This window comes from Reyranella sp. GW821-FHT12G01 (assembly GCF_058806575.1).
In genome coordinates this window covers 1,957,103-1,970,366 of the sequence record NZ_JBXAPV010000001.1, presented here as the reverse complement: position 1 = coordinate 1,970,366, position 13,264 = coordinate 1,957,103, and the positions used below count along the sequence as shown (strand labels likewise).

The 13,264-nt window shown below is 65.6% G+C and carries 15 protein-coding genes; 3 read left to right on the top strand and 12 right to left on the bottom strand.

The window, feature by feature from the left end; genetic code table 11:
- Window positions 1–23: 23 nt before the first annotated feature.
- Window positions 24–794, top strand: a complete 771-nt coding sequence (locus tag AC1RP5_RS09565) for a class I SAM-dependent methyltransferase (protein ID WP_493110403.1) — start codon at window positions 24–26, stop codon at window positions 792–794.
- 164 nt (window positions 795–958) lie between these two features.
- Window positions 959–1,135 (top strand): lasso RiPP family leader peptide-containing protein, encoded by a 177-nt coding sequence (locus AC1RP5_RS09560; RefSeq protein WP_493110402.1) that lies wholly within the window; start codon window positions 959–961, stop codon window positions 1,133–1,135.
- Window positions 1,136–1,144: 9 nt separating this feature from the next.
- Here the strand turns inward: AC1RP5_RS09560 and AC1RP5_RS09555 are convergent, their stop codons facing one another.
- Window positions 1,145–1,477, bottom strand: coding sequence for an H-NS histone family protein (locus AC1RP5_RS09555; protein WP_493110401.1), 333 nt, complete (start codon window positions 1,475–1,477; stop codon window positions 1,145–1,147).
- A gap of 241 nt (window positions 1,478–1,718) precedes the next feature.
- On the opposite strand from AC1RP5_RS09555, the gene AC1RP5_RS09550 reads away from it, so the two are divergent.
- Window positions 1,719–2,219, top strand: a complete 501-nt coding sequence (locus AC1RP5_RS09550; RefSeq protein WP_493110400.1) for a flavodoxin family protein — start codon at window positions 1,719–1,721, stop codon at window positions 2,217–2,219.
- 102 nt (window positions 2,220–2,321) lie between these two features.
- Here the strand turns inward: AC1RP5_RS09550 and AC1RP5_RS09545 are convergent, their stop codons facing one another.
- The 11 genes from AC1RP5_RS09545 to AC1RP5_RS09495 form a co-directional block, all read right to left on the bottom strand.
- Window positions 2,322–3,332, bottom strand: a complete 1,011-nt coding sequence (locus AC1RP5_RS09545) for a LacI family DNA-binding transcriptional regulator (protein WP_493110399.1) — start codon at window positions 3,330–3,332, stop codon at window positions 2,322–2,324.
- 29 nt (window positions 3,333–3,361) lie between these two features.
- Window positions 3,362–3,916: a hypothetical protein gene (locus tag AC1RP5_RS09540; RefSeq protein ID WP_493110398.1), complete on the bottom strand. Its 555-nt coding sequence runs from the start codon at window positions 3,914–3,916 to the stop codon at window positions 3,362–3,364.
- 43 nt (window positions 3,917–3,959) lie between these two features.
- Complete coding sequence (locus AC1RP5_RS09535) at window positions 3,960–4,850, bottom strand: hypothetical protein (protein WP_493110397.1); 891 nt, start codon at window positions 4,848–4,850, stop codon at window positions 3,960–3,962.
- A gap of 147 nt (window positions 4,851–4,997) precedes the next feature.
- Complete coding sequence (locus tag AC1RP5_RS09530; RefSeq protein ID WP_493110396.1) at window positions 4,998–6,203, bottom strand: acyl-CoA dehydrogenase family protein; 1,206 nt, start codon at window positions 6,201–6,203, stop codon at window positions 4,998–5,000.
- 160 nt (window positions 6,204–6,363) lie between these two features.
- Window positions 6,364–7,149, bottom strand: coding sequence for an HpcH/HpaI aldolase family protein (locus AC1RP5_RS09525; RefSeq protein ID WP_493110395.1), 786 nt, complete (start codon window positions 7,147–7,149; stop codon window positions 6,364–6,366).
- Window positions 7,150–7,173: 24 nt separating this feature from the next.
- On the bottom strand, window positions 7,174–8,151 hold the full coding sequence (locus tag AC1RP5_RS09520) for a tripartite tricarboxylate transporter substrate binding protein (protein ID WP_493110394.1): 978 nt from the start codon (window positions 8,149–8,151) through the stop codon (window positions 7,174–7,176).
- A gap of 163 nt (window positions 8,152–8,314) precedes the next feature.
- The gene (locus AC1RP5_RS09515; RefSeq protein ID WP_493110393.1) at window positions 8,315–9,292 is read right to left on the bottom strand and encodes a Gfo/Idh/MocA family protein; all 978 of its coding nucleotides are present in this window, start codon (window positions 9,290–9,292) and stop codon (window positions 8,315–8,317) included.
- 133 nt (window positions 9,293–9,425) lie between these two features.
- Window positions 9,426–10,367 carry a hydroxyacid dehydrogenase gene (locus AC1RP5_RS09510; RefSeq protein WP_493110392.1) on the bottom strand — a complete coding sequence of 314 codons (942 nt, stop codon included), beginning with the start codon at window positions 10,365–10,367 and terminating at the stop codon, window positions 9,426–9,428.
- Between the two features lie 181 nt (window positions 10,368–10,548).
- Window positions 10,549–11,529, bottom strand: a complete 981-nt coding sequence (locus AC1RP5_RS09505) for a hypothetical protein (protein WP_493110391.1) — start codon at window positions 11,527–11,529, stop codon at window positions 10,549–10,551.
- Window positions 11,530–11,722: 193 nt separating this feature from the next.
- Window positions 11,723–12,079, bottom strand: coding sequence for a hypothetical protein (locus AC1RP5_RS09500; protein WP_493110390.1), 357 nt, complete (start codon window positions 12,077–12,079; stop codon window positions 11,723–11,725).
- Between the two features lie 126 nt (window positions 12,080–12,205).
- The gene (locus AC1RP5_RS09495) at window positions 12,206–13,183 is read right to left on the bottom strand and encodes a Bug family tripartite tricarboxylate transporter substrate binding protein (protein WP_493110389.1); all 978 of its coding nucleotides are present in this window, start codon (window positions 13,181–13,183) and stop codon (window positions 12,206–12,208) included.
- Between the last annotated feature and the right edge of the window lie 81 nt (window positions 13,184–13,264).

The following is a 13,264-nucleotide window of genomic DNA, read 5'->3' as shown; positions in this document are numbered from 1 at the left end:
CCGGTGGCGCGCGTAAAAGTTCGGTGGAGCTCTTGAAGGCGCTGCACGTGCTGACGCGCGACGGCGGGCTCAATCTCGATTCGCGGCGCAAGCTGAAGCAGGTGCTGCATCTCGTGCAGTTGCTGCGCGCGCCGCTCGACGCGCTGCTGGCCGAGACGCCCGACGCGGTCATCGCCGATCTCGGCACCGGCAAGTCCTATCTCGGCTTCATCCTCTACGACCTCGTCGTCGGGCCGGCGGGCCACGGTTCGCTGGTCGGCGTCGACGTGCGCGCCGAGCTGGTCGAGCGCTCGCAGGCGCTGGCGCGCCAGTGCGGTTTCGACCGCATGTCCTTCGTCGCGGGCGACATCGCGGGCACCGCCTTGCCCGACGGTCGCGCCGACATGGTGACGGCGCTGCACGCCTGCGACACCGCCACCGACGACGCGATCCGCTTCGCGCTGCGCCACAAGGCCAAGGTGGTCGCGCTGATCCCGTGCTGCCAGGCCGAGGTCGCCTCGCTGCTCGAAGGCGCGAAGCCCGCGCCGATCGACCAGCTCTGGCGCCATCCGATGCACCGTCGCGAGTTCGGTGCGCACGCCACCAACGTGCTGCGCGCGCTGGTGCTCGAGGCGCAGGGCTACAAGGTGCGCGTGACCGAGTTCACCGGCCTCGAACATTCGCTGAAGAACGAGCTGATCCTCGCGACGCGCCACCAGCAGAGCAATCCGCTGGCCCGCCGCAAGCTCGACCAGCTCGTCGAACAGCTCGGCGTGCGTCCGGCCCTTTTGGACGTGATGGACGAAGCGGCGTGATCGCGGGCGTGCGTTAGCGCACGCTATTGAACAAAAAAGTGTGTTCGACGGTAGGCCGCTACCACGCGCTACAAAATTGGCGTGTTTTGCAATGGCCCCATGCAACCGAACTCCTAACATGCTCATTGCGCATCTGACGCAACAGCGCGTGCAGGAGGTTCGTCATGGACGACCACGCCTCGAACGACAGCGATACGCTGCCGCCGATTGCGAAGAAGAAGCCGTACGTGAAGCCCGAACTGGTGAAGCTCGGCAGCCTGCGCGATCTCACGCGGGCCACCGGCTATTTCGGCCAGAACGACGGCGGGCGGTTCCCGCGCGGCTTCAAGACCGGAAACTAGAAGCGCGCTTTACTTCGCCGGTTCGACGGCGAAGTCCGAAAGCTTCTTTCGACCGCCCTTGAGGGCGGCGGTCAGCCAGCGCGGACGATTGCCGCGGCCGGCCCAGATCTCCTCGGCATTCTCGGGATTGCGATACTTCGGCTCGAGCTTGCGTCCCTTCACGGCACCGACCTTGGGACCACGCTTGCCGCGCTTCGGCGAGCCCGCACCCAGCGCATCCAGGCGCTCGAGCGATTCCGTCAGCCGCTTGCGCTCCTTCTCGACCCGCGTCGCGATGGCCGCCTCGACCTTTGCCTTGAGAGCCAGCAGCTCGTCGAAGTCCATCGAATCCAGTCGCTTCATTTCAAAACACCGAGAAAGTTGATGGGAAAGCCCCCGCGCGAATGGTCTAGTCACGAACCTTGCAGCATGCAAGCGCCGAAGCTTTCGTAACAATCCGCACCTTGCATGTGGCGTTCGAAAAGGCTTTGGAAAACTTTCGCAGCCAAAGCCACGAAAAGCCGGAAGGCGGGGCATTGCGCGGCTCTTACACACGACCGCAACATTGCCTTGCGAATAGGTCTCACCGCCCAATGGAGAATCCATGACGACAACCGTGCTTGGCATTTTGTGTGCGCCGACGGCGGAGAAGAGCGTCGCGCACGGTCTGCTCGTCAAGGCGCTGCGCGGTGCGGAGAAGACGAAGGGCATCGCCACGTCGCTGGAGATCCTGCGCCCGGACTTCTCCCTCAAGGCCGTCCAGCAGAAGCTGCGCGACGCCGACGCGTTGATCATCGCCACGCCCGTCCACTGGTTCAACGTCTCGGTGCTGACGAAGCGCCTGATCGACGAGGTCTTCTGGGATTTCAGCGACGAGCCCTACGAGCTGGAAGACATGCCGCTCGGCATCATCGCCACCTGCAATGAGGACGGCGCCAACCAGGCGATCGCCAGCATCGCAATGCCGCTCAACCATTGCGGCCTCTTCGTCCCGCCCTTCGGCACCCTGATCCACAACATCGCCATGCCCGGCCACGGCGAACGCGGCTGGCAGAACGAACCCGAAGCCATCGGACGGCAGGTCGCGGAATACGCGGTGGGCTGACGAAGGGTCCCTTGCTGCGCTCGGGATGACAGCGATTTTTGAATTCGCGCACTGCGCCGATCTCCAAACGGTGTCATCCCGAGCGCAGCGAGGGACCTTTCCTCAAGCGATCGCGCGCGTGGAGCCCCAGTCGACCAGGGCTACAGGCAGTTCTATGCGCGGAACCGCGCCGTCGCGGGCGGCGTCGGCGGTGCGCAGCTTTTGCAGCAAGTATTCCGTGCCGACGCGGCCGATCTCCTCGATGGGGAGCCAGACGCTGGTGATGTCGGGCGTGACCGAGGCGCTGCAGCCGACGACGGAGATGTCGCCGGGGATGCGAAGGCCTGCCTTGTGAAGGCCGGCCAGCATGCCGTCGCTGAGCTGGGTGTGCGGGACGAAGAACGCCGTGGGGCGACGCGTCCTGGGCAGCGCCATCAGGCTCTCGACGATGGTCTTGGCGCTCTGACGATTGGGGAGATCGCCGACCATCAGCTCGTCGATGGGCTTGATCCCCTGCTCCTTCAGCGCCGCGCGAAAGCCCGCCTCGCGCGCCAGCATGTTGTGCGTCGGCGGGCCGGTCAGCAGCGCGATGCGGCGATGGCCGAGCTTGGCGAGATGGCTGCCGCCTAAGAAGCCGGTCTGGAAATCGTTCGAGCCGACCCACGGGTCGCTCTGCGCCTTGCGCGACCGGTTGAGCAGCACGTAGGGCAGCTTGCGCTCGCGCAGCCATTCGATGGCGGGATCGGTCTCCTGCGCGGTGGCGATCAGCAGCCCGTCGACATGGCCCTCGGCCAGCGTCTCGACGATGTGGCGGAAGCGGGCGCTGCTCTCCTCGGTGTTGCAGAGGATCACGTCGTAGCCAGCCGCCGACGCGGTGCGTTCGACCGAGCGGAACAGGTGCGCATAGAAGGGATTGATGATGTCGGGGTTCAGCATCGCCAGGATGCGCGTGCGGCGCGTCCTGAGCGAGCGCGCCATCCGGTTGGGGCTGTAATTGTTCTCGGCGGCGATGGCGACGATCTTCGCGCGCTTCTCCGCCGAGATGCGCGCCGAGGGGTCGCCGTTCAGCACGCGCGATACCAGCGAGACGTCGACGCCCACTTCGCGCGCGATCTTGTCGAGGGTTATCGCCAAGCGTTACGCCCCTTGCCTCAAAGCCTGCCTCAAAGGTTCTGGAAAAGCTTCCAGTCGGTCTTGCGAATGTAGCCCTTAACCTCGCCGACCGTCGTGAAATCGTCCGGCCGGGCTGGCGTCAGGACCGCGCTGACCGTCATGTTCTGCGGCGGCCAGAAGGTCATCTTCCGAAGGTCGGCCTGGGTCGCGGCCTGGCCGGGAAAGGTGGCCCTGGGATCGTCGACCAGCCGGGCGCGGGCGCGCGTGATCTCGAGGCCGGCGCCGCGCAGGATGGCCTCGGCCTGGTCGAACGAGCAGCCGTCGGGAATGTACCGGCGGAAGATCGGCGAGATGTCGGTGTAGATCGTCTGGTCGCGCGTCGAGAAGATCTCCGCCCAGGTCCGGTTGTCCACGGGGAGCGTCTCGTAGAAGGCGTCGATGGCGGTGCGCAGCTTCTTCCCCGCCTCGCGCGCGGCCGGATCGGCGGGCAGCCTCTCCCAGGCCTGGTAGGCGCGCCAGCCCGCGGCGCCGGCGATCACGCCGGCCACGCCGACGGCGCCGGTCAGCAGCAGGGAACGGCGGCTGGTTCTGGATCTCTCGGTCATGCGCGACGACCAGTATCGCACGGCTCGGGGTCGCGCTAGCGGCTCACCAGTCCGCGCTCTCCGCCCACGGCATCTCCCAGGCGCGCGTCTCGTAGCCGTTCGCGTACTCGCGGTTGGTCTGGTACGGGTTGCGATTGACGAGCGGGCGGCCGTAGAGCGGATGCGTCAGGCTCCGCACCTCGTGCTCGACCGTGAACAGCACGCGTCCGTCGGCGGGATCGACCAGGTCCTGGAAGCGGTACTGCCAGGGATTGCTCTCCTGGGTGATCAGCCCGCGCGCCTCGAGCCTTCCGTGCGGGCCCGAGAAGTCGGCGAGATAGACCTGGATGTGATGATTGTCGTAGGGCGGCGGCGGCGCGTCGGTCTCGCGGAAGCGCAGGATCTGGTCGCGGCCGACCGCGACCTCGGCGGCCGGCGCATTCTCGAAGGTCGCGACGCCGGCCTTCACGCCGAACATCTCGCGATAGAAGTTGGCGATGCCCGGCGCGGCGCCGACCGGCACGTCGAAGGTGATGTAGGGCATGGCGAGCTTGTTCCTGCCAAACGCGGGCGCGGGCTCGTGGATGCGGTAGCGGTTGCCCCAGGGGCAGGTGACGGCGAGGAAATCCTCGTGCTCCACGACCTTGAAGTTGGTGCCGGCCAGCTCGTCCTTCACCGACGCCAGCCGCTTCAGCAGGAAGGCGCGGTCGGGGATCACCAGCCCGGTGACGCCGCGCAGCACCTGCGCCGGACCGGTCATCAGGTGGAACTGGCTGCGGCCGATATTGACCCACATATTGTCGGTGCTGGTCATCAGGAAGGGATCGCGCGTGAGGCCGAGGCCGGTCACGTAGAACAGCGTGGCGAAGCGCTGGTCCGGCACCCAGACGTTCACATGCTCGAGATGGACGATGTTGCTGACGTCTTCCTGCCGCCGGTCGTACTTCGCCGCCATCGTCCCCTCCTCTTCCGAACAACAACAACCTCACCCTGAGGAGGCCCGAAGGGCCGTCTCGAAGGGTCGGCACGCGCACCGCGCCTGTTGCCCATCCTTCGAGACGGCTGCTCCGCAGCCTCCTCAGGATGAGGGTGTGCGGGTGCTCTAGACGAACATCAGGTCCGTTTCCTGGCCCAGCAGGTGCTTTCCGATCTGCTCGAAATGCGCGAGCCGGCCCTGCAGGTGCTGCGACACCGAGTAGGCGTCGCGGAAGCGGCGCTCGAACGGCTCGTTCTCGAAGATCGCGTTGGCGCCGGCGGCGCGATAGAGCGTCTCGACCACCTCGGTGCCGCGATGGATGGCATTGGTGCCGGCGGCGCGGACGGTCATGCGATCGGCGGTCGTCATCGTGCCGGTGGCGCGGATGCCGTCCTGCACCTCGCGCAGCGACTGGAGCAGGAAGGTGCGGGCCGAGCGCAGCGCGGTGTCGGCCAGTGCGAGCTGCATCTGCACCACGGGCTGGTCGCGCAGCGCGTTCTTCGCACCGCGCGGGGTCTTGTCCCGCGCGATGTGGATGAAGGTGTCGAGCATGCCGCGCGCATTGCCGAGCGCGATCGAGCCGAAGCCCGCGGCGTAGAGCGCGCTGCCGCTGAAGCGATAGATCGGCGCCGGATCGCTGGCCTGCGACACGATCCAGTCGGTGATGGTCGGGCACGACATCGCCTCGGCCACGAACAGGTCGGTGACGGTGTAAGTGTCGCTGCCGGTGCCCTTGAGGCCCATCACGCGCCACACGTCGTCGAACTTTGCGTCAGCGCGCGGAAACAGCATCGTGCGCTCGATCTGCTTGCCGTTGGGCCCGAGCTTCGGGTTGCCCGCCGCGTCGAACACGCCGCAATGGCCGCCGATATGGGTAGCGTGGCGCGAGCCGCTGGCGAACTGCCAGGTGCCGGTAACGCGATAGCCACCCTCGCACTCCTGCGCGCGCGCCTTGGCGCCGGCGCCCCACGCGAGCATGCCGTTTGCCGGGCCGTAGAGTTCCTTCGCGGCATGCGGCGTCATGAAGGCAGCGCCCGCCGAGCAGACCGAGGTCTGGTTGACCGTCCAGGCGGTGCTGGCATCGGCGGCGGCGATCGCCTCGACGACGGCGGCAAACCGGTCGGGATCGAGCGCCTGGCCGCCCAGGGCGCGCGGCAGCAGCAGGCGCAGCAGGCCGGCGTCACGCAGCGCGTCCATCACCTGCGGCGCGATCTGGCCGGTGAGCTCGGCCTCGGCGACACCCGCCTCGATCACCGGCCCGAGGCGCTTGGCGCGCTCGACATAATCGATGTTCTCGGCCGGAGAGATGGTCGCCAGGGTCGCCGTGGTCATGCTGTTCCTCCTCGGGATCGTCGGAACCTAGCCGATCGATCCCGTTTGATCAAACGTTTGATCAGACAATTTGCGTCATTGGAGCGCGCCACTCCAGTGGCACAATCATGAGCTTGAGCGCAACTGGAGTTGCGCGCTCCAATGAGAGGCTTCGCTTTTCCTACTTCCCTGCGGCCGCGATCATTTCGCGGCGGGCCTTGGCGCCGTCCATGACGAACGACACGTCGGCGCCGCCCAGCAGGAACTGGATGCCGTGCTTCAGGAACTTCTCGATCAGGTCCTTGGAATAGACGCCGCCCATGCCGAAGAACTTGTTCTTCGCACGGCAGGCAGCGCCGACCTTCTCGTAGGCCGCCATGATGTCGGCATGGCCGGGATTGCCGACGATGCCGAAGTCCGCGCTCAGGTCCGACGTGCCGATCATCAGCGCGTCGACGCCCTCGACCGACGCGATGGCGGCCGCGTTCTCGACGGCGGTGCGCGTCTCAATCATCACGATGGTCAGCGTCTCGGCATTGAGCTGGGCCAGCGACTCCGGATCGGCGCTGCGCTTGAACTCGGCCTGCGCCAGCGGGCTCGTCAGCGAGCGCGTGCCCATCGGCGGATACTTGGTGGCGGCAGCGGCGAGCTTCGCCTGCTCGGCCGTGTCGACGTGCGGGAAGACGATGCCCTGGGCGCCGGCATCGAGCAGGCGCGCGGCCTGGTAGAACTGGTCCATGCCGACACGGGCGATTGGCGTCACGCCGGTGGCGAGCGCCGTCACCGACATCTGGCCCGCCAGGTCCTCGCTCAGCGTCGAGTGCTCGAGGTCGAGGAACATCCATTCGAAGCCCGCGAACTTGGCAATCTCGGCGGCATCGACGCTGCGCCAGCGGTTGACGTTGAAGCTCGCGCAGGTCTTGCCGCTCTTCATCGCGGCCTTCATGACGTTCTGGCGGATGGCCATGTCTCTATTCCTTCGGTTGGTGACTCAGTTCTCGTTCCAGGGCGTCTCTTTCCAGACCTTCTGGTAGTACGTGTCGAGGCTCTGCAACAGCGCGCCGAACTGCGCGGGATCCATGTAGCGGACCGGAGCATAGGCGGCGGCGGCCTTCTGCAGGAACTCCGGATCGTTCACAGCCTTGCCGATTGCGGTCACCAGCTTGGCGCGGACCTCGGGCGGCAGGCCCTTCGGGGCGCCGAGCGCGCGGGCCGAGGAGGCTTCGACGTCGAAGCCCAGCTCCTTGAGCGTCGGCACGTCGGGGAACAGCGGATTGCGCGTCGCCGTCATCTGCGCGATCACGCGCAGCGGCGAGCCGGAATCGATGAAGGCCTTCACCTCGCCCGCCGCCAGCGCGCCCATGTTGATGTGCCCGCCCGAGAGCGCGCCGCGAATGCCGGCGGTGCCGGGGAACGGCACCTGGTTGAAGCTGAGGTTGCCGATCTTCTGCAGCGAGAGGATGGCGATGTTGCTGTAGGAGCCGATGCCGGTGGTGCCGATGCTGACGCCGCCGGGATTGGCCTTGGCGGCCGCCACGAGACCGGCCCAGTCCTTGATCGGACTGTCGGCCGGCACGACGAAGGTGCCGGGATCGTCGACCACGTTGCCTAACAGGTCGTAGCTCTGCCAGGTGACGCGCGCCTTGCGCTGCAGCGGGATGGTGACGATGTTCGGCGTGGTGATGACGCCGATCGTGTAGCCGTCGGGCGCCGCCTCGGCGATCACGTTGAACCCGACCTCGCCGCCGGCGCCCGGCCGGTTCGACACGACCAGGCGAGCGTTGCCGCCGAGATGCTTCTCGATCAGCGGCGCCAGCAGCCGCGCCGAGATGTCGGCGCCGCCGCCCGGCGGATAGGGCACCACGACGTTGATGGGCTTTTCGGGATACTGCGCAAAGGCGCCGCTCGCGCTGAGCAGCGTGGCGGCAACCGCAGCCGCGATGACCGCTGTCCTCCTGTGAAGGCGCATGTCTTTCCTCCCGTCCCGTTTTCTTGTCCGTTGGACGGGATTTTGCGCAGGACGGCCGCTAGGTCAATCCTTTGATCATTGGCATTCCGTAGGGCGGGCTCAAGCGGACCGCGGGCCTCCAGGCCCGCCTCATGAGATGAGCGGGCCTGGAGGCCCGCGGTCCCTAGGACGAAACCCTCTCCATCTTCCCGCTCTTCACCGACCGGCAAATGGCGTCGAACGCCGCGACGGTGGCGATCATGTCGGCGTCGCCGATCGGATAGGGCCGCACGCCCTCGACCGCGTCGGCGAAGGCTTCGAGTTCCAGGCGCAACGTGTCGACGTTGGGAAAGGTCTGCCGCGTCGCCGGAGCGCCGTCGGGCTGGTGCACGACCAGCGTGTCCTCCTGCAGCAGCTCGGCCGAGCGCGTCGAGCCGAACAGGTGCGAGCGCCAGTAGCGCGGCGTGGCGCGGACGCAGGAGAGCGTGCCGGTGACGTCGTTATCGAACTGCAGCATCACCGTCAGCGTATCGAGCGGCCCGGGCGCGGGCTTGCGCGACACGAACTGGGCGTGCGCGGAACGCAGCGGCCCCAGCAACGACACGAAGGCGTCGAGCACGTGGATGCCGGTGCCGGTCATGCCGCCGGCCGGCGATTCCTCGGCGTCGGAGCGCCAGGGCGCGAAGGCCGAAGAGGAGTTCTGGTTGCTGAAGTGGCCTTCGACATGCAGCAGCTCGCCCAGCTCGCCCGCCTTCACCATGCGCTGCATCTCGAGAAGGCCCGGCAGGAAGCGGCGGTTATGGCCGACCGCCAGCAAGGTCCCCGCCTTGCGGGCCGCACCGACGGCGGCCACGGCATCGGCGGCCGTCAGGGTCAGTGGCTTCTCGCAGAAGACCGGCTTGCCGGCCGCCGCCACCTGCTCGATCTCGGCACGGTGCAGCGAATGCGGCGTCGCCAGCACGATCGCCTCCACGGCGGGGTTTGCAAGCATCTCGGCCAGGGTCGCGGAGAGGCCGAGCCCGTACTGCCGCGCGATCTCCTGCTTGGAGGCGGGATCGCGCGCCACGGCATGGACGAAGCGGATGCGGTCGCTGATCCCGTGCACCGACTTGATGAGCGTGACGCCCCACCAGCCCAGCCCGACGATGCCGACGTTGACCATGTGCGCCCTCTCCTAAAAATTCCCCGTCGTCCCGAGCGTAGTCGAGGGACCTCTTTTCCAGCGCACTGTGTGTCGAGGCGAAAAGAGGTCCCTCGACTTCGCTACGCTCCGCTCGGGACGACGGGGGTGTTTGTTAACCCACCACGCAGCGCGCCGGCGGCGCCTTGCCGTCGAGCACGTAAAAGATGTTCTCGACCGCCTGCACGGCGACGCGCTCCATCGACTGGCGCGTCGAGCCGCCGACATGCGGCGTGAAGATGACGTTCTTCTGCTTCCACAGCGGATGCTCGGCGTCGGGCGGCTCGACGATGAAGGTGTCGAGCGCGGCGCCGGCGAGATGACCGCTCTCCAGCGCCGCGACCAGCGCCACGTCGTCGACCAGCGGCCCGCGGCCGGCATTCACCAGGAACGAGCCCTTCGGCATGCGCGCGATCGCGGCCGCATTGATCATGCGGTCGGTCTCCTTGGTGAGCGGGCAATGCAAGGTGACGATGTCCGCCCAGCCCAAAAGCTCGTCGAAGGCGTGGAAGCGGCCGACGCCCTCGGGGATCGCGTCGGGGGCGATGTAGGGATCGTAGATCCTGATGTCGAGATCGAAGGGCCGGCAGAGCGCGACCAGCGAGGAGCCGACGGCGCCGCAGCCGACGATGCCGAGCTTCGAGCCCGAGAACTCGCGGCCCATGAAGGCGGACTGCGCCCAGGTGCCCTCGCGCAGCGCGGTGTCGAGCGGCCGGACGTAGCGCAACAGCGAGATGGTCATGGCGAGCGCCAGCTCGGCGACCGAGCGGGCATTGGCGCCGTGCGCGCGCAGCACGGCGATGCCGCGCGCCTTGGCGGCCACGACGTCGATATTGTCGTAGCCGACGCCGTGCTTGGAGACGACCTTCAGGTCGGGCGCGGCGTCGTAGACGGCGGGCGTGAGCTTGGTCGAGCGCGCCAGAATCGCGTGCGTCGGCGCCTCGGAGACGGCGGCGATCATCTCGGCCTCGGAGGCGTGCGTGGGCACCGTGCGGATATCCGCACCACGCTCCTCGAGCAGCGCCAGCGCCGCCGGCGCCAGCACGTCAGAATTCACGATGATCCGCGGCCCGTTTCGCATAGAAGCGCCCTCTCTCAAAAATCAAGAGCGCCTTTTATCCTGCATGTATCTATATGCCGTCGAGCTTTGTTATCCGTGCAATCCAACAGATAAGCTTGAACAGTTTCTATCGTTTTGCCCACCTCCTCAATCTATCGACCCTACTTAGTTGTCATGCCTAGCAATCAATCTGATCTGCAGCCTCTTCTCTAGGTTTCCGCGTGGCACGTCGATTTGATGACTTTTTAGGAGCAGAATCTGCCGGTGGTGCAAGCTGAAGTTGTGGCACCGGCCGAACCAATTCTTCTGGTCGCTGCCTTGGCCGATGCGAAATATCAGCCGTCAATACACCTGCTTCAACAAATTTCACGGCCCCACCAAGCAAATGCTTCTCTACCAGATGAGCTTGTTCGGTAGAAATGCCTCCAGACTTCTTAAGCGCTTCCAGTTTTTCAAAGGCCGTAAGTCCTTTGATGACGACGTCAATCTGCGCATCCGCCTTTCGCTCTCGACTCAAGTGAACACGGTCCCACAATTCCAAGATTGTCTGCCTTACTTCTCGAATTACCGCGCCAAGACCAGTAAAATCAAAAAGCTTGTCACTTCCCGAATCACAGCTAGTGATGGCAAGAGTTTCTAGTGATTCGCCATGCAAGCGCGCGAAGGCCTCATATAACATTTCAATGGCTTGAAGAGCTTCAGTAATACGTCGCGAGGATGTCAATGTTCCCCGGGCTTCTGGCACTATAAGTCGAAGAACTGGCGAATTGTCGGCATCGCTCACTAGTGGAGCAGGCTCCTCGGCATGACCATCACGAAGCATTTGCCTTATACCCGGCAACACTTGGATGAGCGCGTCCTTCCGACGCGCCACACGAATAGCTGGTTCGGCCGACTGATCAGATTTTACTATTGATTCGGTCCACCACCTTGCGTCGAACAATGCGCCTAAATTGGATCTTTCTACAAAAGCTTTTCCAGAAGGCGACAGCTTTTCAAAGCCACTCATGATGGCTGGCAGCTCACGCAGAACGACACCTAAAGAATCGGTTGCTTTATGCCTGTCATCTACCACTGAAGATAGCGCATTGTTTAGCGAATCCCCACCGAGCAAATGCAAAAGACCGTCGATGGCGTGAACAATTTCGTCTCGAAGCATTAGGCCCCCCCGCACGAATCAAACTATTGTAGCAAATTAATTAATACAACCCTGCGCATGGCACCCTGGCAACACAGTTGGCAAGAAACACGCGAAAAGTCGCCGAGCGGCTGTTTCCTCTCACATGGTAGCGCCATCGGCCTCATACGCAGTTCGTCGAGCGTCAGCGTGTCGGCGACGCGCTTCAGGCTGGTTAACGCCAGGGCAGCGTAGCTTTCACCGTCTGCCCGCCGCTCAGCTCAACTCTTTGCATATAGTTCTTCATCCTCGCCGAGGCGAGCGGCGGCACGACGCGCTGCGGATCCGAGACGGTGGCGGCCCTGAACTCGTCGGCGGCGGGATATTCATAATACCGGAACACCGGCTCGCGGACGACCTCGTTGTCCAGGATCGTCGTGCCGGAGCGGATGTCGACATAGCTGTCCGCGCAATAGAACGAGTAGATCGGGCCGGTCTCGAACCCCGTCTCGAACGGCGGCTCGCGGTCTGGGAACGGTCCCCTGATGCCGGAGTGATCCTTCCGCGCGTGCTCTTCGATCACCTTGAGCACGACGCCCTTGGCGACCTCGTGACAACCCACCCTAGTTTTCTTGATGCCGGGAAGAACTGCCGTACGGAAGCGGAAACTTGTTCGCTCATGGACGTGCACCGAGCCCCGGTATGTTGCGATGGGTCTCTACTCCGCCTTCAGCAGCCCGTCCTTGATCATCTGCGCGGCGGCCGCGTCCTCCTTGCGCAGGAGGGCGTCGTATTGCTCGGGGGTCATCTTGCGGCCCTCGGTGCCGAGGCCGCGCAGCTTGGCCTGGACCTCGGGGTCGTCGAGCACCTTCTGCAGCGCGTCGCCCAGCACCTTCACCGTGGCGGGCGGGGTCTTGGCGGGCGCGGTCAGGCCGGAGCCGGTGACGACCTCGAAGCCCTTGAGGCCGAGCTCGTCGAGCGTGGGTGTGTCGGGGAGGTCGAGGGCGCGCTTGAGGCTGGTCACCGCCAGCGGCTTGAAGGCGCCGGAGCGGAGCTGCCCGATCGAGCTCGGGATCTGGTCGATGATGGCGTCGATGTTGCTGCCCAGAAGGTCGGTGATGGCCGGGGCCGAACCCTTGTAGGGGACCGGCGTGAACTTCGTGCCCAGCATCTGCGCGAGACGCAGGATGGCGATGTGGTTGGTCGTGCCGTTGCCGGTATGGCCGATGCGCAGCGCCTCCGGGTTGGCCTTCGCGTAGGCCGCGAACTCGGCAAAGGTCTTGAAGCGGCTGTTGGCCGGCACTTCCAGCACCAGCGGCGTCTCGGAGGTCGAGCCGATGCCCGCGAAATCGTCCACCGTGTACGGCGGCGTCGGCACCAGGCGCGGCGCCAGCACGAAGCCGGTCGTGCCCGAGAGCACCAGCGTATAGCCGTCGGGCTTGGCCTTCGCGACGGCGGTCTGCGCGATCAGGCCGGCGGCGCCCGGCCGATTGTCGATGACCACGGGCTGGCCCAGCACCTTCGACATCGCCTGGCCCACGGTGCGTGCCGTTACGTCGATGTTCCCGCCGGCGGCGTAGCCCACGAGGATGGTGATCGGCTTGTTGGGGAAATCCTGGGCGCCGGCGGTGCCTGCACCGGCGAGAGCGGCGCCCGCGAACGACAGGCAGAGCGCGACGAAATCTGTTCTACGCATGGACACACCTCCGGATGGCTTCCCCGGAGGTGTCTTAACAGGGCGCCGCGCGGCCGGCTCGCGGCGAAGCGCCCGTCGTTT